The organism is Bifidobacterium platyrrhinorum, assembly GCF_010667645.1.
GTDB lineage: Bacteria > Actinomycetota > Actinomycetes > Actinomycetales > Bifidobacteriaceae > Bifidobacterium > Bifidobacterium platyrrhinorum.
Genome location: NZ_WHZV01000001.1, coordinates 670,296 through 685,866, shown reverse-complemented (window position 1 = coordinate 685,866; position 15,571 = coordinate 670,296). Strand labels below are relative to the sequence as shown.

The window sequence follows — 15,571 nt, the reverse complement described above, 5'->3', positions numbered from 1 at the left end:
CTTCACCTCATTACCCGTTGCCTGCGCCCCGGCCTGCGCCGTGTCGTCCACGCGCCCTGCGTGGCGACGGTCACGGCCACCAAAGGGCTGATGTCTATATCGTTGCCGGTCTTGTTCCACCCGAACGCACCGCTGCGCCCGATAGGTCTGGTGGTCACGTTCGCCACGGCCTTCGCCAGCTGCGGCTGGTCGCCGTCGGGCAGATGATGCAGCATGCCGGCCTGTATCAGGTCGAGGATCCGGCCGCACGCCTGACCCATCTCGTTCGCAGTTACGATCTTCACCGGCACATGCCGCGCCTTCAGCTCCGACAACAACACCATGGCCGGCGACTGAGCATCGATCGCCACACACGCGGTACGCGACCACCGGGCCTTGACCCAATCGGCAGCCCACGCCACGCCGTCACGATGCGTGTCACGGTATTCCGCCAACTCCACATGCGCCGAACCATCCGGGTACTTCATGCACGCACCGATTGCCAGCGCGCTGCGGTCGGGCGGCATATCCAGCCCAAACGACGTCACGCCGCCGTCCTCGCGCTCGCTGACTTCGCCGTTCCTCCACAGTTCGGGGTCGATGACGCTCGATGCCGCGGTCTCGTCCCATATCCCCAGTCCCTCGCGCCGGAAGCTGTCCTCGCCGAGGTTCTTCTTCATGCGCAGGATGGCCGTCTCGCCGGTCCGTGCTGGATACGATGGGTTCGCCTTGCGCCACTGCTCGCGGTCCTCGGGATCGGCGTCTCGGTCGGCGCTGAACTCCACATACAGGGTGTCGTCGCTCTCGCCATGCAGCGCGTCGTGCCGACGAGTGGAAAACACTTCGCTGGGGTCGCTTGGTTTGGGCGGCGTGCCCATGTAGATAATCAGCGGGTTGCGGGCCGCGTTGGTGGCGGGAACCATGTCATCCAGCGCGCGTTCGCCCAGTATCTGCGCCTCGTCGAACACCTCGATATCCACGTTGTCGAATCCTCGGCCGAAACCGTTCTCACGAGCTCCGAACAGGATGCGCGACCCGTTCGTGAACGCGATCTCCTGCTGTCCGTTCGCTCGGCGGGGTTCGCCGTCAACGTAGCGGGCTATGGCTGGCTTCTTCGCCAGCGCGCACATGAACTTGAACGTCTCGTCACTGGTACGGCTGCGATGTGCGGTCCACAGGACCTTGAGTGGGTAATCGCCCAGAATGCACAGCATCACAATCATCGTGCCGATGGTGAACGTCTTGCCCACCTGCCGGCAAATCGAGATGACCACGCCGCCGATGCCCGCCGCATACAAGCCGTTGCTCTGCTTGCCGAGCATGCAGCGGCCGAGGCCGTCCTGCCAGTCGTCATACTCGATGCCGCACATACGGGCCTGGGCCTTGACCTTCGGCCAGCCAGTCGAGACGATGCCCTTCGGCAGCACCACGTGCCGGGCTACGTCAGACAGCCTCCTCGTCGAACCGGTCATCCTCAACCTCCACCGCCACCGACGGCTTATCTCCGCCGTCCCGCCCCTCCAGCCGCTCGATCTCACGGCTCACTTCAAGCAGACGTCTGGAAAGCGCCGCCAAGTCACGCGGCGGCGTATCCAAGTCGAACACCGCCTGCTCCAACCGCTTCAACGTACGACGCAGCAAAGTCAGGTACTCATCATTCATCACGTCTTGCCCTTCGTGATTCTTATACTGGGTTGCATGACTCAAGCGCTTAGACCCGAAGTGATTATCGCCCTCAAAGAGACGCTGCTGTCGGCGTTCTGGTACAAGAACGATTTGAAACACTTTCTGATGAACTGCGGAATCAGCAGCAAGCTAATCGCTCAACTCGATTGGGACGACCCGAAGCGCGTCATTCTTGGCCAGCTAATCGACGGTATGGCCCAGAAGCAAGCCATCTTTGGTGATGACCTGCGTCGGCTTGCTATCTCCACAGCTGGTTTGTCAGATCCGACGTGGCTGAAAAAGGTCAAAGATACCGGTGAGCAGAAGTATGCTGAAGGTGTTCGTCAGCTTGATTCATTCCGAAATCTGCTCAAACCTCTGATTCAGCAGGATGAGCAACGGCGCATTGCGGAAGAAAACAAACGCCGTTATGCAGAACGTCTTATCGGCAAGGCCAATATGGACGCGTCATTGAAAGCTCTGAATGCTGATTTCCAGAAAATCACCAAGAAGACAGCTCAAGAAAAGGGTTACGCCCTTGAGCAGTTCTTACCGAAGTTGTTCGATGCGTTCGACATTGAGTCTCGTGGTTCATACAAGATCGATGGAGAACAGATTGATGGAGCATTCGTCCTGAATAACACGAACTTCCTTCTGGAGGCTAAATGGCATAGCGGAAAAATCGACAAGCCTGATGTTACGGTTTTCGCCGAAAAGGTCGGCAGCAAGCTGGATAACACACTCGGATTGCTTATTTCAATGAATGGCTTTACTGACCGAGCAATTCACAATTCAGGAGCCCGGAGGCCAAATGTGCTGTTAATGGACGGTCCTGATATAGCAGCAGTCCTTGAGCGACGCATTGATCTCCCAGCACTGATTGAGGGGAAGCGCTCCCATGCTTCTCAGACAGGCGAGATTATGATTAGCGCTTGGCAACTTCCACCCACATTCAACTACTGACTTGCGCTTGGGAAAAAATTTCGGGGAGAGCGCGGCGCTATGACACTGGGGTGCGCCCGGAGCCGGCCGGCAGGGTGCCCTCCCCACGGTGTTGAGCGATGTGGTTCACCATGTCGATGTGCGGAACGGCACCGAGGTCGCCTTGACTCCGGACTCGCCGCGCATGGCTTGTCTTGCCCATTCGATGCTCCTGTTGCTCCTCAGCTCGTTGCATGCTCGATGCGACAGCTTGCAGTTGCGGAACTCGTACGGGCTTCCGCCCTTCGACACCGGCAGCAGCTCGTCCACTTCGGCGCTCCACGGATCCCGTGCGGGCAGGCCCTTGTCGACGGGCTTGCCGCAGATGTGGCACACATCGTAGGCGGCGAGGACTCGTCTGCGTACGGCCCGCCGGCGAGCGCCGTTGGCGTATCTGGGGTTGCCTCGTGGCTTGCCCATGGGTTCCTTCCGATGTGGCCGGTTATAAGGGAACCCCCACGGAGAAAGGAGGAAAGGCCGTGGGGGTTGGTGGAGGCTCGTGGCCTCAGGTCTTGTGGGTTGCCTCTCGTGCTTCGAGTGATTGGCAACACTATCATTTTTGCCGCGTTTAGCGTTTTTCACAACCGGCATAAGCGGGACTAGATATTTCGGCAGGTCCTGTAGCGGGGTGTATCGGATGGTTGGCAGTGTCCGCTTCAGCGGTAATCCCGCCATTCGTCTTGGTTTGCTCTTCTTCTGTAACGCCGTAACGGGTGTAACGGGTATTCCTATAGGGCGTGGTGTCGGCGTGGGGTGTATTGGTGCCGTTATACGTGTTACGCCGTTACGCCCTGTGTTGGAACGTTGATGTTCCAACGGTTTGGGACGTAACGGCGTATTCGGTAGCTGACGTTACTGCCTATGCGGCTTGTTCCAGTTCCACGGGCGGCTTGTCGGTTTTCCCCTTGCCGGTTTTCTTGGCTTCGGCCTTTTTGGTTTCAGCTTCCGCCTTCTTCGGCTGGTCAATCTCGTCTTCCGTTCCCTGCTCGTTCTTCGGCTTGGCGTTGTGCTCCTGCCATGCCTGGCTGACGGCGTGGGCCACGCTGTCGAGCTTGTCGGGCCATAGGGCGGCGTAGATGTCGAGGGTCATGGTAGCAGTGGCGTGGCCGAGCTGTTTCTGCAGCGTCTTGACGTCGGCACCGTTGGCGATGGCGATGCTCGCGTACGTGTGGCGCAGCGAGTGGATGGTCACGCCTTCGTCCTTCATGCCGAGGTTGTCCATGACCTTGCTCCAGATGCGGGTGCGCCAGTTGCCGTCGTCGATGGCTCCGCCGCGCGGGGCGCGGAACACGAAGTCGTCCTTCTTGCAGCCGGCGACCTGCTTCTGGAGTGGTTCGATGAGGAAGTCGGGGATGGCGACGGTTCGGGCCTCGCCGTTCTTGGGGGTGCCGAGCTCTCTCTTGTTGTCGAGGTTGCGCGTCCATGTGCGGCGGATCCTCGCGGTGCCCTTCTTGAGGTTGAGGTCCTGCACCTGCAAGGCCAGCGCCTCGTTGATGCGGGTGCCGACCGCCGCCTGAAAGCGCACGAGCAGTCCGTCCATATCACGGCCGATGCTTGTGGCCGCCTTGGCGATGGCTTCCACCTCTCCGATTGTGAGGAACACCATGTCGTCGTCCTTGACGACGGCCTTGGGCAATTTGACCGAGCGGGCCGGATTGTCGAGAATCCACTTGTTCTCCACCGCGTAGTCGAGGATGCCCGCCATGACGACCTTGACGATGTTGCGGATGGAACGCGCCGCCAGCGGGCGGGGGCTGCGCTCGTTGGGCAGTTCGGCGGGATAGTTGCCGACAGTGAGCGAGTTGACCCAGCGTTGCAGGTCGCCGCGCGTGATTTCGCGCAGCATCTTGTCGCCCCACTTGGGCTTGATGTAGACCCGCAATTCGCGTTTGTAGCGCAGCAGCGTGCTTTCCTTCACGTCGATTTTGGTATCGATCCACAAGTCGGCGACCTTGGAGAACATCTTGTCGCCGCCATCCGGGTCGATGTAACGCCCGCGGCGTACATCATCCTCAAGCGCGGCGGCGAACTCCTCGGCGTCGCCCAGCATGTCGAATGCCCGGCTCTTCTGCTGCTTGGTGCCGTCATCGTCGAGGACATACCAGCGGCAGCGCCATCTTTTGCCGGTGCCGTACAGACTCGTGCGCCACTTCTTCGGCACCTTCGCCCGCATGGGGTCCTTGGCGTTGGCGAGCGCCTTCGTGGCGCTGGCGCTGGGAGGGGTGCCGTCCTCGGCGGTTTTGAGCCACCGGTCGTCGATGAAGACCCTTGCCATGTCGGTTTATCCTTCCATCCGTATTCGTGCGGTGAACGCGTAGGTCTTGCCGTCCTTGCCGTACGTGCCGACCACCACGTCGTCGCCCGAAAACTCTTTGATGATGTCGTTGCGGACGGGCTCGAAGCCGCAGGCGCGGCGTTCGCTCTCGTCGAAGAGCGTGTACCGGTCGAAGTGGTTCATCCACTCGTTCAGCACGTCCTCACCCGGCTCTTCCGCCTCCCAGATGTTCCGGGAGTTGTTCTCCAGCCCGGTTATCCGGTAGAAAATCTCCAGCGGCTCCTGACCGCACGCTCTGGCCATCGCGATGACCTCGGACACTTTGGCGGGGGCTTTCTGGCCGATGCAGATGTCGCGTACGCGGTTGTACTTGACCTCTCCGTCGGTGGCCCGCTCTATGGCCGTGTATCCGTGGCTTGAGTGCTTGACCATGCGCTGTAGGACCGCATGCGAGGCAAATCCAGCCGGGGTTGAATCCACCGGTCCTACGTAGTCAGAACCGAGGATGCTCTCTATGAACTGTTCTATATAGTTTGAATTTCCCATGCAACAACCTTAACAGAGAAACGCCGCAAATGCTAAATTTCTTTAGCATGTGCCACAAAAAGACTACAATCCCGTTGCGTACACAACAGGAAAGCTGGTAGACATATTCCATGAACAACGCAAAAGCAACGGAGCTTGCAGCCGAAGTTACCCGCACTCTTCATATCAAGGTCGCCATGACCAAGGGCATGACGATGACCTCGCTGGCGAGAGTCATGCACATCGACCGTAACACCGTGAAGAACCGACTTGAGTCCGGCGACGTCAGCCTCAAGACGTTCTTCGTGATCACCGCCGAGGCCGGCTGCGATCCGCTCGTCCTCATCGCGGAAGCGATGAAGACCGTGAACCGCAAGGCCGTCGAGTCCAAGCCGGCCGACAACCGCCCCGAGACCAACGGCTCGAAGACCAACAGGCCGCAGCCCTCAACCCGAATCAAGAAAGGAAACCATCATGGATCCCACCTCTCTCGCTAACCCCACCGTACTCTCGAAGACGGTGCACATCCAAAACATGCTCGCGCTCCACGACGCGGTGGAGAACGACGAACGCCCCATCCTCGTGCACATCACCGCACACCGCGAAGGCGACGAGCCACGCGACTTCGGCACCGTGGCCGTAGGCGAACGCGAGGTCAGCGTCAAGGCCGAACTCGACAGCAGCGAGACCGAGATGGCGCTCGCCGGCATGATCCTGAGCATGTACGGCGATGTGCTCGTGCTAACCGCGTCTTCCGCGCTCGCAACGCATATCGATTGCGAACGCAATGACGACACGCGTCCGCATAACGAGATGTTCGTGTAGACCCCATCAAGGCAAGGAAGCCCCATGAACAGCAACGACGCCGGCGCCGAAGCCGCGGAACCCCTTGCGGAGCTCATCGCGAACCTCAAGCCGATGAACACGCCAATGGAGGTCGCCGAATGCAGCGGCATCAAGATCGGCACCCTCGCCCGATGGCGGTCGATGGGCGTCGGGCCCCGGTTTGTCAAGATCGGCCGCACCGTCCACTACCCGAAGGAGGAGATCATCCGATGCCTCAGCGAGAACATCTACCAATCGGCCGGCGAAGCCCGAGAGGGAACACGCCATGAGGACCCGGAAGAGCTTCGTCTACGACGACGAGACCAGCGACGACGAGTTCATCGCCGCATGCCGCGCAGGGCTGACACCGATACAGGCGCGCCCACCCGACCGCAAAACCGGCATGACGCCGGAGGAACGCAAGGCACGCGCCCGTGAACGGCAACGCATCCGACGGCTCGACCCCGACGTGCGAGAACGCGAACGCGCATACGCGCGCGACCACTACGAACGCAACCGGGCCAAACGCCTCGCCCAGATGAAGGCCTATCAGGAACGCCAAGCCCAAGAACCGCCCGCACCCCAGACGAAAGGACAACGATGACGAGAACACGACGGACGGCCCGCCAGGCAGGCGCCCTCATGGAGGCCAAGACCGCCGAATACCTCAACTGGGCACTCAGCACCGACACCATCGAACGGCGCCGATCCAACGGCGTCAAGGACCGCGGCGACCTGAGCGGCATCCGCTATCAAGGCCACAGGGTCGTCGTCGAATGCAAGAACACCTCGAAGATGAACGTGTCCAAGCATCTCGCCGAAGCCGAGACGGAACGCGGCAACGACGACGCTCTCATCGGCGTGGTCATTCAGAAACGCCCCGGCATCGGCATCACCACCCGAGAAGGCCAAAGCCGACAGCTCGTGATGATGACCCTCGGCACGTTCGCCCTCATCCTCAACGACGGACTTCCGCTCGGCCCCGACCAACCGAAAAAAGAGACCGAATGAGACGCTACCTGCCTCGCTGCCGCACCTGCGGCCCCCTCAACAAGCCCACCGACGCCGACAACGCCTACCGCGTCTGCCGCGAACACCGCCACGACAGACGCTCACACTCCACCGGAGTGGTCCCCATCAACACCGAGGAAAGGAACCGACCATGACCGCCACCGACAAGTACACGGCGCTCGCCGACCAAGCGAGGCGCATCATCGACCTGCAAGCCGAGATCGACGCCCGCAAGACCGAGATCGAAGCCATCAAGACCGGCATCATCGAGGCATGGCCTGCGGGAACCTACGAGGCCGGCGACCTCAAGGTGCAGGTCAAGGCCGGAAGCCAACGCATCGACGCGAAAGCGTTCGAGGCCAAGTACCCGGCGGCCACGCACCCCACGTTCTACGACGTGAAGCCCAACCTCGCCAAGGCGCGCAAGGAGCTCGGCGAACTGGCCGTCGCCCCGCTGCTCAAGCGAGACAAGCCCGGTGTGGTGGTCAAATGAGCGCCGCTGACGTGCTCGCCGTCCTGAACGGCGCCCCGTCCGCGCCGCAAAGCAATGACGGCACGTACCGGGGATTGCGCGAGGAGCCGGCATTGTGGCCGGAGATCCGCGAAATCATCGAAACCAACATCGCCACCGCTCCGCGCTCGCTGCAACGCGAGGTCGGTCCCAGCGAACTGGGCACGGACTGCCTGCGCTGCCTCGGCGCGAAGCTCGCCGGCTGGACGCAGCACAAGGGCGCGGCATGGCTCCCGTTCGTCGGTACCTGCGTGCACCAGCGCTTCGAGAAGACGTTCGACAGCCTGAACAAGCAGGGCTTCGACCCCGATATGAAGCACCGGCGCTTCGAGACCGAGAAACGCGTCACCGTCGGCAGCATCCACGGGCTCGCCGGCGGTTACGACGTGCACGGATCCATCGACCTGTACGACCGGGAGCACGCGTGCACCGCGGATTGGAAGATCGTCGGCTCCACCACGTTGAAGACCGTCAAGGCGCACGGGCCCTCCCAGACCTACCTGTGCCAGGCCAGCCTCTACGGCATCGGACTGGAACGCGAGGGCGAACAGGTGGAGCACATGTGCATCTACTTCCTGCCACGCAACGGCCTGAGCCTCGCCGACGCGCTGCCGGTGCAGATGCGCTTCGACCCGAAACCCGGACTGTGGGCGCTGACACGCGCGCAGCTCATGGTCACGTTCATGGACCTCATCGAGCAATCCGACGGCACCGACGTGCGTGATGCGTGGATCCGCTCGCTGCCCAAGTCCACAGGCCACTGCTTCGACTGCGGCACATGGACGCCCGACCACATGAACGCCATCCCCGAGCTCGCCGGGCCCGCGGCAGGGATACCGGAGCGGTGGACGAAGCTCACGCCACTCGTCGAGGCACGCTACCCGCAACACAACGAAACCGAGAACACCGAACAGTAGATAGGAGCAACCCATGTTCGCAGCACAACCCAACCCCACGCCCGGCTTCGCACCTTCGGCGGACCCGCTGCCGTCGCTTGCGCAAGTCATGTCGGGCGGCATCCCGTCCGCAATCGGCAAGGACGACCCCATCGGCACCACGGCGTCAGGCATCGTCAAAAGCATCGACGCCCAGCAGCAGCACGACATCGACACGGGCGCGCCGAAGTTCTTCGACAACGGCCAGCCCATGATGCAGATCGTCGTGCACATCGCCACCGAGCAGCACGACCCCATGATCCCCGGTGACGACGGCGTGCGCGCGGTGTACGTCAAGGGCAAGAACATCGGGGCGCTACGTAACGCCAGCCGTAGGGTCGCGCGCGACATGCCGCATGTCGGCGACCGGTTCACCGTCACGTACAGCGCGAACGGCGAGGCCAAGAAGCGCGGCTGGAACCCGCCCAAGCTCTACAGCTACGAGCTCCAGCCCAACGCCGCCCAACTCGCCGACGTCATGCAGGAGCCGGCACCGGCCCCACAGCAACCGGCCGCGTTTCAGCAGCCCGCACAGCCCGTTCAGCCGCAGCAGCCCGTGTTCACGCCGGCGCAGCCGCCGGTGAACGAGCAGCAGATCCGCCAGCTCGCCGCCACAGGCCGCAGCGCATCGGAGATCGCCGGATTCCTCGGCCTGAGCGTCGCCCAGGTCGAATCGGCGCTCGAACCCGAGTCCTGACATCCCCGTACAGCCCGTACCGTAGCCAAGCGGTCGCCGCGCATGCGATAGGCGCGGCGGGCACTGCAATCATTCCGTTACCGCCCGATGGAGGGAGGCAAACCGTGAACGTCCCCTACACCCACCACTGTTCGGTCATCCCGAACGGGCCCAGTCATGTGGCACGCGTGCTCATGGGCATGCGCGTGACCGAGGACGACTGGAAGCACACGTTCTTCGACCGGCTCGGCCAAAGCGTCACCGTGCCGCGCAACGAGATGAACAAGAACCAGCCGTATTTCGATGACGGGTACGCGAAGGCCCTGTGGGACTTCCGCAACGGGTCGATGCTGCTCGGCGAGGACGGGCGCACCCTCTACGTGCGCGACGTTGACGAGACCGGCGAGAACCGACTCTTGGACTCGTGGCATGCGATCGGCTCAATCGAGGACGAGTACCACGTCAAGGGCGCGAACAAGGTGTACCTGCCGTGGAACGTGCAGATGCGCGTCGAGTGCTCCAAACTCAAGGGGCGCGTCAGGCACGGCGTGAAGTTCTCGAACATGGCGTTCTACCGTCTCGACGGGCGCGTGCGCCGTCTGGCGCCCGGAGACCCGGTGTTCGCGGATCCGTTCGAGATCAGCCTGACCGAGGCGTACGACGACGACCTCGTGGCCGAGGCCGGCCGGTTCCTGCGGTTCGTGACGGCCGACGAGCACAGCGCGCAGAACTTGGGCCGCATGTTCGCGACCCCGTTGTTGGAGGCGTACAAGCACCTGTTCTATGTCTTGTATGGTGGCGGCGGTAACGGCAAGGGCATCCTCCTGGGCGCGTTGAACAAATCGTTTCCCGGCCTGAGCGCGGCGGTGAACGCGAAGACCCTGTTGGGTGGCGCGAAGGGCGCGGGCGGGTTCGCCACCGATCAGGAGATGCTGAAGCTCATCGGCGCATTGTGGGCGTACGACGAGGACGCGGACATCATCACCCTCGAACAGGCCACTCTCTTGAAGAAGATCGGCACGGGTGACACGATGGCGGCCCGGCGCATCCAGGAGAACACGGTGAGCTTCCGCAACAAGGCGACGTTCATCATCGCGTCGAACAACCCCGTCATCATGGCGAACACCGAAGCGCTGAAGCGCCGGCGCGTGTTCGTCAGGATGCGTGACAACCGGGCCGAACACGAGTTCCGCGACCTGCTGGCGTTCCGCGCCGAGCATGGGGCGGTGCCGTTCCTCATGGCCTCATGCAGGTTGTGGGAGCAGTCAGACAAGCCGTGGGATGATGTGGCGATCGGCTCCGGCGACGATTTGAGCGAGCATGAGCAGTGGATCGTGGACCAGATCATCACGGTCGGCTATGCGGTCAGCGGCGATAACCCGTACTACGCCTCATCGGCCACACACCGCAACAGTGTGACCAAGCTCGGCCTGGAATCCACGTGCAAGCGCGTGGACGGCAAGGTGGCACGAGTGCTGGTGGTGGCGGACGAGAAGGTGTTCGCGGTCTACCGGTCCAAGAGCGAACGCGACATCAACCAAGCCGTCGAAGATTCGGTGCCGGCACCGCCGCAACCCATCGAGGGCGCGGCCACGGTCACGCCGGACGAGGCCGGTTATCCCGTCAACTTCGCCGCAGTCACCGAGGGGAAGAAATCCTACGACTGGCAGAAGGCGAAGGATTTGCCCGCAGGATCCACGCAAGTCCCCGGCGGTGGCAATGCGTATGCAGTCATCCCCTCGCAAGGTATGGCGATTATCGACCTCGACGTGGCCAAGGATAAGGCCGGCAATGTGCTTGCGGATGTGCCGACCGGATGGGACGTGTTCAACCGCGAGATCGGCGAATACGGCGGCGAGGGCTTCCCGCGCACCTACTTGGTGTCCACGCCCACGGGCGAACGCCACAACCTGACCAGCGTTCACGCCTACTACCTCATCCCCGACGAGCTCAAGGGCCGGTTGAAGAACGGCGTGCATCTGACCGGCGCTCCCGTGGATATTCGTTGCGAGGGCAAGGGGTACGTCATCGGCGCCGGCTCGGTGCTGGACGACGGCGGAAAGTACCGGCTGCTCGACCTGCCTGACGGGGAGCCGCCCGTGATGCCGCCGGCGATGGTCGCGTGGTTGAAGGCGCACGGCTACGTGGAAGGCGAAACCACCACCGTGAGGCCGGATGGGGCACGGCCGGTGATGATGCGTACCCGGTACCGGTCCACGCGCATGGCCGGCAAGAGCGTGCGGAACGAGCCCGACATGACACCGGTCGCGCCCGGCTCACGCAACGACACCCTGCATCGGTGGGCGTATGGCCGGCTCGCGAACCATCCTGACAACGCCGTAAGGATCCGCGACGACCTGTATGCGCGCGGCCACGCCAGTGGCTTGAAGGATTCGGAGCTGGAGACGATATGGCGCAGTGTCAACCGACAGCTGGGAGGTGGTCATGCCCAGGCGTAAACCTCCATGGCTCAAGCACCTGTGCGCGGGCCGGCTGAAGGCCAGACGCTGCGAGGGATGCCGGGAATGGGTCGCCTCGGACGAACAGGGACCCATATGGGAGCGGTACGATCCCGGAATCCTCACGGCGGAGGACCTGACCACGGCCATCATCCTCGGCCGTGGGTTCACCCGCATCATCCGCCACGGCACCAGCGGCCTGTTCTCGCTACGGGATCCATGCGGGGCGCGGGGCATCAGCCCGGACGGCGAATATCTCGCCATCCACGAGTGCCATCGAGCTCCGATCAGCATGAAGCCGTTCACACCGCCCAAACGGCGGGCGGCGGAACGCTGGAACCCGAACATCCGTTTGCCGGACGAAGAGGTCCGGCAATTCACCGACCTTTGGAGGCGACCATCATGAGCATCATCCAACCCCGACGCCACGCGAGGCCCCGGCCGCGCGTCACACCCGTGCCGGAGACCACGCACCACCGGCTGCGCCGCGTCTACCCGGCGGCCATCCAGTTCCTGCGCCAGCCGGCCACCACGAGCGGGTTCGGCACCGCCGCCGGTACCACGCGCGAATGCACGTGCGGATACAAGACCCGCAGCCCCCAGCAGTTCCTCACCCATCTCGAAGAGAAAGCCACCATCATGCCCGTCGCATCATTCCAGGCACCCCGCCCCCTGATGGCGCACCGGCTCGTGGACACCGCCAAACAAGGCAGGGTGTTCATCTGCTCGTGCGGCCATGACTTCACCTCGCTGAGCGTCATGCAGGAGCACGTCCGCTACGCCGACCGCATCGAGGGAGACGCCCATGAGTGAGCGGCATCTCATCGTCACCGAATACGGCGAAGACGGATTCCACTGGTGGTGCTCGTGCGGTTGGGACACCGACAGACGCATCCAGCTCCACCAGCACCTGAGCAACGCGAAGGAGATGCGGCCATGACCCGATACTGCGTCAACAGTGACGGCAAGCATGCGGGCGGGCTGAACGTGTGCGCCGGATGCACCAGACGGTTCCGCGAGGCGTTGGGCTCCATCGGCGTGGACACGCCGGCCCTGCTGCTGATCGCCGCACGCCAGGCCGGCACCGGCGACACCGACCGTACCGGCGTGCGCAGCAGGTCGGCGCACGCGCCGCTGCTCATCCGCGAACAGGCATGGGAGCTGTACTGCGAGACCGAACAGCTGATACGGCTCGCCGCCCTGCAATGCGGATGCCCGCCGGCCACGCGCAGGACCGCCGGCATACCCGAACTCGTGCGCGGCATCCTCAAGGACGACAAGCCACTGCTCACGGCCCCGGACGCGCGCGAATGGTGGAGGGACATCACCGACACGGCCCGGAAGGTCAATCGCATGGTGGATCCGCCGGTCACGCGGGTGGCGTTCGGCGCGTGCCCGTTCTGCGAGCACGGCGTCGTCTGGGGAGAGCCCCGAGCCAACATGGGCGAATGCAGGACGTGTGGCGCGCAGGTAAACCGCACTTATGTGGCCGACCGACTGCTCGACAGGCTTGCCCATTCCGAGAAGAAGGGCACGCCCAAGCAGCTGAGCCGGGAATGCGCGAGAGCCGGCATCCGCCTGCCGGCGGCGACCATCCGCACGTGGATCCACCAGAAACGGCTCACGCCCGACCAATACGGTCACGTCACGCTCAGCAGCATCGTGCCACTGCTGCGTCGAAGAGCCGGATGAGAACGACGAAAGCGGCCCCGTTCCCCCTGATGGGAGAGCGGGGCCGCTTATGTAGAAGTTGTGAAAAGTCGCCGGAATCGGATAAGGAAAGTCGCCGGGCGAGACCGCGACATGCCGGTGATTCGAGGCGTGTCATGGGGACGTCGTGTCTGGTCGTGTCCGAAAATCGTGTCTGAATCGTGTCTGAATCGTGTCTGAGAGGCCCAAAACAGGGGAGCCGACGGAAACGAAAAAGCCCGGAATCGTTGAAATTCCGGGCTTTCTGGTCGGACCAGCGGGATTTGAACCCGCGACCCCTTGACCCCCAGTCAAGTGCGCTACCAAACTGCGCTATGGTCCGAATGACTGATTATTCACGTCGTGTCTGAGCGGGAAAAACACCGGAGGTGTTACCGTCATCGTGTCTAATCGTGTCTGTCTTAAATTATACGGCTTTCGCCGTTGGTCCTCAGCCCAGTTGGCAGTAGACCTCAGGTCAGGTGCCACCCAGATCGACTGGGTAACCCCTTGACCCCCAGTCAAGTGCGCTACCAAGCTGCGCTATGAGCCGATGCTGCATTTGCAACAGTCGAATAATCTACCAGACGTTTTGCAAAACGCAAACCGCGGTTGTGGTCCGGCGTGTCTTTTCTCTTTCGGCCATGCGGGCACCGCCGCTTTCAACCCGATCTGCAGATCCGACATCGGCTGCATCGAGCGTCTTTCCCGATGGGTGATACGGGCGACGTCATTGCCGTCGCATTCGCATCATCGACCGCGGTTCGTTCTCGTATTGCCTGGTGCATTCGCCCGCGGGATGTCTACAGAACCACAGACAACAGCAGGAACAGCAGGGTGAGCGCCGGGAAAGCGAACTGCTTCATGGCGGCACCGCGCTTGTCCGGACTGCCGGTGAACAGCACCAGGGAGGCAAGAGTCATGGATGCGGTTCCCGCGGCCATGAGCGTCACGCCGACGGTGTGCTGTCCGGCGAGGGCGGACACCGCGCCGCCCAAGGCCATGATGCCGAGAAACAGGTTGTAGAAGCCCTGGTTGTAGGCCATTTCCTTTGTCGCCTCGGCTTCATGCTCCGAAGCGATGGAGAAGGCCTTCATCGTTTTCGGATCGGTCCATCGGAACGATTCCATGATGAAGATCAGAACATGGAACAGTCCGGCAAGAAGCGCGAACGCGCACGACACGACAAACATGGGCATTTCCTTTCCCTATGAACAAAACACATATACGGTAGCAAGTTCCTCGTCGAACGGTCGGCCGTCCCGATCCCCTGGACGGATCGGCTCTTTCCGGTGATCCGGTCGAGGAGAGCCGTCCCAAGCATACGCAGTGAGCGCAAATCGGGCGAAAATGCGGCTTCCGTCGCTTGAAGGCGGTAGGCTTGACACTTGTTTATGACAGTATTCGAAATGGAGAATATGGTGAGCAACACTCTTGCAACCCTGCCGGCCATGGCGGGCGATGACGCGCCCTCCGCCGGATTCGCCGACCCGGTCTTCAACCGGCTCCTCAAGGACCGCATCATCTGGATGGGTGAAGAGGTCAAGGACGATATGGCCAACCGCATCTGCGCGCAGATGCTCATGCTGGCCGCCGAGGATCCGAAGAAGGACATCTGGCTGTACATCAACTCGCCCGGTGGTTCCATCACCGCCGGCATGGCCATCTACGACACGATGCAGCTCATCGAGCCGGACGTGGCGACCGTGGGTCTGGGCCTGTGCGCCTCGATGGGCCAGTTCCTGCTGAGCTCCGGCACGAAGGGCAAGCGTTTCCTGACCTCGCACGCCCGCGTGCTCATGCACCAGCCGTCCGGCGGCATCGGCGGCACCACCACCGATGTGCGTATCAACGCCGAGCTCATCATGGACATGAAGAAGACCATGAGCGAGTTGACCGCCGAGCAGACCGGCCACACGGTCGAGGAGATCTACCGCGACAACGAGTACGACCACTGGTTCACCGCCCAGCAGGCGCTCGAGTACGGTTTCGTGGACAAGATCATCACCACGCACGATTCGATGACGAAGGGAGAGTGAG

General features: G+C 62.5%; 21 protein-coding genes and 1 tRNA gene. 15 read left to right on the top strand and 7 right to left on the bottom strand.

The features are described 5' to 3' along the window. Positions 1 to 2: 2 nt before the first annotated feature. Together GFD21_RS02965 and GFD21_RS02960 are read right to left on the bottom strand one after the other, a co-directional pair. Complete coding sequence (locus tag GFD21_RS02965; RefSeq protein WP_163196415.1) at positions 3 to 1,451, bottom strand: terminase; 1,449 nt, start codon at positions 1,449 to 1,451, stop codon at positions 3 to 5. After that, positions 1,423 to 1,641, bottom strand: a complete 219-nt coding sequence (locus GFD21_RS02960; protein WP_163196414.1) for a hypothetical protein — start codon at positions 1,639 to 1,641, stop codon at positions 1,423 to 1,425. The genes GFD21_RS02965 and GFD21_RS02960 overlap by 29 nt, the downstream gene beginning before the upstream one ends. 36 nt (positions 1,642 to 1,677) lie before the next feature. Between GFD21_RS02960 and GFD21_RS02955 the strand changes: the two genes are divergently transcribed. Next, positions 1,678 to 2,607, top strand: coding sequence for a restriction endonuclease (locus tag GFD21_RS02955; protein ID WP_163196413.1), 930 nt, complete (start codon positions 1,678 to 1,680; stop codon positions 2,605 to 2,607). Between the two features lie 105 nt (positions 2,608 to 2,712). On the opposite strand, the gene GFD21_RS02950 is transcribed toward GFD21_RS02955, so the two are convergent. From GFD21_RS02950 to GFD21_RS02940, 3 genes are all read right to left on the bottom strand, one after another. Continuing rightward, the gene (locus GFD21_RS02950) at positions 2,713 to 3,045 is read right to left on the bottom strand and encodes an HNH endonuclease (protein ID WP_163196412.1); all 333 of its coding nucleotides are present in this window, start codon (positions 3,043 to 3,045) and stop codon (positions 2,713 to 2,715) included. Between the two features lie 439 nt (positions 3,046 to 3,484). Continuing rightward, positions 3,485 to 4,900 (bottom strand): tyrosine-type recombinase/integrase, encoded by a 1,416-nt coding sequence (locus GFD21_RS02945; protein WP_163196411.1) that lies wholly within the window; start codon positions 4,898 to 4,900, stop codon positions 3,485 to 3,487. 6 nt (positions 4,901 to 4,906) lie between these two features. After that, on the bottom strand, positions 4,907 to 5,446 hold the full coding sequence (locus tag GFD21_RS02940) for a hypothetical protein (RefSeq protein ID WP_163196410.1): 540 nt from the start codon (positions 5,444 to 5,446) through the stop codon (positions 4,907 to 4,909). Between the two features lie 176 nt (positions 5,447 to 5,622). Here GFD21_RS02940 and GFD21_RS02935 point away from each other — a divergent pair, with 176 nt between their 5' ends. The 13 genes from GFD21_RS02935 (at position 5,623) to GFD21_RS11035 (ending at position 13,534) form a co-directional block, all read left to right on the top strand. Continuing rightward, positions 5,623 to 5,922 carry a hypothetical protein gene (locus GFD21_RS02935; protein WP_163196409.1) on the top strand — a complete coding sequence of 100 codons (300 nt, stop codon included), beginning with the start codon at positions 5,623 to 5,625 and terminating at the stop codon, positions 5,920 to 5,922. Further along, complete coding sequence (locus GFD21_RS02930) at positions 5,900 to 6,250, top strand: hypothetical protein (protein WP_163196408.1); 351 nt, start codon at positions 5,900 to 5,902, stop codon at positions 6,248 to 6,250. Before GFD21_RS02935 ends, GFD21_RS02930 begins: the two co-directional genes overlap by 23 nt. Positions 6,251 to 6,274: 24 nt before the next feature. Beyond that, complete coding sequence (locus GFD21_RS10945) at positions 6,275 to 6,688, top strand: helix-turn-helix transcriptional regulator (RefSeq protein ID WP_191996815.1); 414 nt, start codon at positions 6,275 to 6,277, stop codon at positions 6,686 to 6,688. Positions 6,689 to 6,850: 162 nt separating this feature from the next. Further along, on the top strand, positions 6,851 to 7,261 hold the full coding sequence (locus GFD21_RS02920) for a hypothetical protein (protein ID WP_191996814.1): 411 nt from the start codon (positions 6,851 to 6,853) through the stop codon (positions 7,259 to 7,261). Then, positions 7,258 to 7,416, top strand: a complete 159-nt coding sequence (locus GFD21_RS02915) for a hypothetical protein (RefSeq protein WP_163196407.1) — start codon at positions 7,258 to 7,260, stop codon at positions 7,414 to 7,416. The genes GFD21_RS02920 and GFD21_RS02915 overlap by 4 nt, the downstream gene beginning before the upstream one ends. Further along, positions 7,413 to 7,754, top strand: a complete 342-nt coding sequence (locus GFD21_RS02910; protein WP_163196406.1) for a hypothetical protein — start codon at positions 7,413 to 7,415, stop codon at positions 7,752 to 7,754. Before GFD21_RS02915 ends, GFD21_RS02910 begins: the two co-directional genes overlap by 4 nt. Beyond that, positions 7,751 to 8,689, top strand: a complete 939-nt coding sequence (locus tag GFD21_RS02905; protein ID WP_163196405.1) for a hypothetical protein — start codon at positions 7,751 to 7,753, stop codon at positions 8,687 to 8,689. The genes GFD21_RS02910 and GFD21_RS02905 overlap by 4 nt, the downstream gene beginning before the upstream one ends. Positions 8,690 to 8,702: 13 nt before the next feature. Beyond that, complete coding sequence (locus GFD21_RS02900; protein WP_163196404.1) at positions 8,703 to 9,404, top strand: hypothetical protein; 702 nt, start codon at positions 8,703 to 8,705, stop codon at positions 9,402 to 9,404. Positions 9,405 to 9,508: 104 nt separating this feature from the next. After that, positions 9,509 to 11,842 carry a bifunctional DNA primase/polymerase gene (locus GFD21_RS11330; RefSeq protein ID WP_163196403.1) on the top strand — a complete coding sequence of 778 codons (2,334 nt, stop codon included), beginning with the start codon at positions 9,509 to 9,511 and terminating at the stop codon, positions 11,840 to 11,842. Continuing rightward, positions 11,829 to 12,248, top strand: a complete 420-nt coding sequence (locus GFD21_RS02890; protein ID WP_163196402.1) for a hypothetical protein — start codon at positions 11,829 to 11,831, stop codon at positions 12,246 to 12,248. Before GFD21_RS11330 ends, GFD21_RS02890 begins: the two co-directional genes overlap by 14 nt. Then, on the top strand, positions 12,245 to 12,655 hold the full coding sequence (locus GFD21_RS02885) for a hypothetical protein (protein ID WP_163196401.1): 411 nt from the start codon (positions 12,245 to 12,247) through the stop codon (positions 12,653 to 12,655). Before GFD21_RS02890 ends, GFD21_RS02885 begins: the two co-directional genes overlap by 4 nt. Beyond that, the gene (locus GFD21_RS11235) at positions 12,648 to 12,782 is read left to right on the top strand and encodes a hypothetical protein (protein WP_263862630.1); all 135 of its coding nucleotides are present in this window, start codon (positions 12,648 to 12,650) and stop codon (positions 12,780 to 12,782) included. The genes GFD21_RS02885 and GFD21_RS11235 overlap by 8 nt, the downstream gene beginning before the upstream one ends. Continuing rightward, positions 12,779 to 13,534 carry a hypothetical protein gene (locus GFD21_RS11035; RefSeq protein ID WP_225431549.1) on the top strand — a complete coding sequence of 252 codons (756 nt, stop codon included), beginning with the start codon at positions 12,779 to 12,781 and terminating at the stop codon, positions 13,532 to 13,534. The genes GFD21_RS11235 and GFD21_RS11035 overlap by 4 nt, the downstream gene beginning before the upstream one ends. A gap of 263 nt (positions 13,535 to 13,797) precedes the next feature. Here the strand turns inward: GFD21_RS11035 and GFD21_RS02875 are convergent. Further along, positions 13,798 to 13,874, bottom strand: a tRNA-Pro gene (locus tag GFD21_RS02875). 460 nt (positions 13,875 to 14,334) lie between these two features. Further along, positions 14,335 to 14,724, bottom strand: coding sequence for a DUF1304 domain-containing protein (locus GFD21_RS02870; RefSeq protein ID WP_163196400.1), 390 nt, complete (start codon positions 14,722 to 14,724; stop codon positions 14,335 to 14,337). A gap of 228 nt (positions 14,725 to 14,952) precedes the next feature. On the opposite strand from GFD21_RS02870, the gene GFD21_RS02865 reads away from it, so the two are divergent. Beyond that, positions 14,953 to 15,570: an ATP-dependent Clp protease proteolytic subunit gene (locus tag GFD21_RS02865; RefSeq protein ID WP_318643726.1), complete on the top strand. Its 618-nt coding sequence runs from the start codon at positions 14,953 to 14,955 to the stop codon at positions 15,568 to 15,570. The last annotated feature ends 1 nt before the right edge of the window (position 15,571 follow it).

Coding starts and splice junctions, on each gene's coding strand:
- GFD21_RS02965 (WP_163196415.1), bottom strand. CDS start 1,451: ATGACCGGTTCGACGAGGAGGCTGTCTGACGTAGCCCGGCACGTGGTG.
- GFD21_RS02960 (WP_163196414.1), bottom strand. CDS start 1,641: ATGAATGATGAGTACCTGACTTTGCTGCGTCGTACGTTGAAGCGGTTG.
- GFD21_RS02955 (WP_163196413.1), top strand. CDS start 1,678: ATGACTCAAGCGCTTAGACCCGAAGTGATTATCGCCCTCAAAGAGACG.
- GFD21_RS02950 (WP_163196412.1), bottom strand. CDS start 3,045: ATGGGCAAGCCACGAGGCAACCCCAGATACGCCAACGGCGCTCGCCGG.
- GFD21_RS02945 (WP_163196411.1), bottom strand. CDS start 4,900: ATGGCAAGGGTCTTCATCGACGACCGGTGGCTCAAAACCGCCGAGGAC.
- GFD21_RS02940 (WP_163196410.1), bottom strand. CDS start 5,446: ATGGGAAATTCAAACTATATAGAACAGTTCATAGAGAGCATCCTCGGT.
- GFD21_RS02935 (WP_163196409.1), top strand. CDS start 5,623: ATGACCAAGGGCATGACGATGACCTCGCTGGCGAGAGTCATGCACATC.
- GFD21_RS02930 (WP_163196408.1), top strand. CDS start 5,900: ATGGATCCCACCTCTCTCGCTAACCCCACCGTACTCTCGAAGACGGTG.
- GFD21_RS10945 (WP_191996815.1), top strand. CDS start 6,275: ATGAACAGCAACGACGCCGGCGCCGAAGCCGCGGAACCCCTTGCGGAG.
- GFD21_RS02920 (WP_191996814.1), top strand. CDS start 6,851: ATGACGAGAACACGACGGACGGCCCGCCAGGCAGGCGCCCTCATGGAG.
- GFD21_RS02915 (WP_163196407.1), top strand. CDS start 7,258: ATGAGACGCTACCTGCCTCGCTGCCGCACCTGCGGCCCCCTCAACAAG.
- GFD21_RS02910 (WP_163196406.1), top strand. CDS start 7,413: ATGACCGCCACCGACAAGTACACGGCGCTCGCCGACCAAGCGAGGCGC.
- GFD21_RS02905 (WP_163196405.1), top strand. CDS start 7,751: ATGAGCGCCGCTGACGTGCTCGCCGTCCTGAACGGCGCCCCGTCCGCG.
- GFD21_RS02900 (WP_163196404.1), top strand. CDS start 8,703: ATGTTCGCAGCACAACCCAACCCCACGCCCGGCTTCGCACCTTCGGCG.
- GFD21_RS02890 (WP_163196402.1), top strand. CDS start 11,829: ATGCCCAGGCGTAAACCTCCATGGCTCAAGCACCTGTGCGCGGGCCGG.
- GFD21_RS02885 (WP_163196401.1), top strand. CDS start 12,245: ATGAGCATCATCCAACCCCGACGCCACGCGAGGCCCCGGCCGCGCGTC.
- GFD21_RS11235 (WP_263862630.1), top strand. CDS start 12,648: ATGAGTGAGCGGCATCTCATCGTCACCGAATACGGCGAAGACGGATTC.
- GFD21_RS11035 (WP_225431549.1), top strand. CDS start 12,779: ATGACCCGATACTGCGTCAACAGTGACGGCAAGCATGCGGGCGGGCTG.
- GFD21_RS02870 (WP_163196400.1), bottom strand. CDS start 14,724: ATGTTTGTCGTGTCGTGCGCGTTCGCGCTTCTTGCCGGACTGTTCCAT.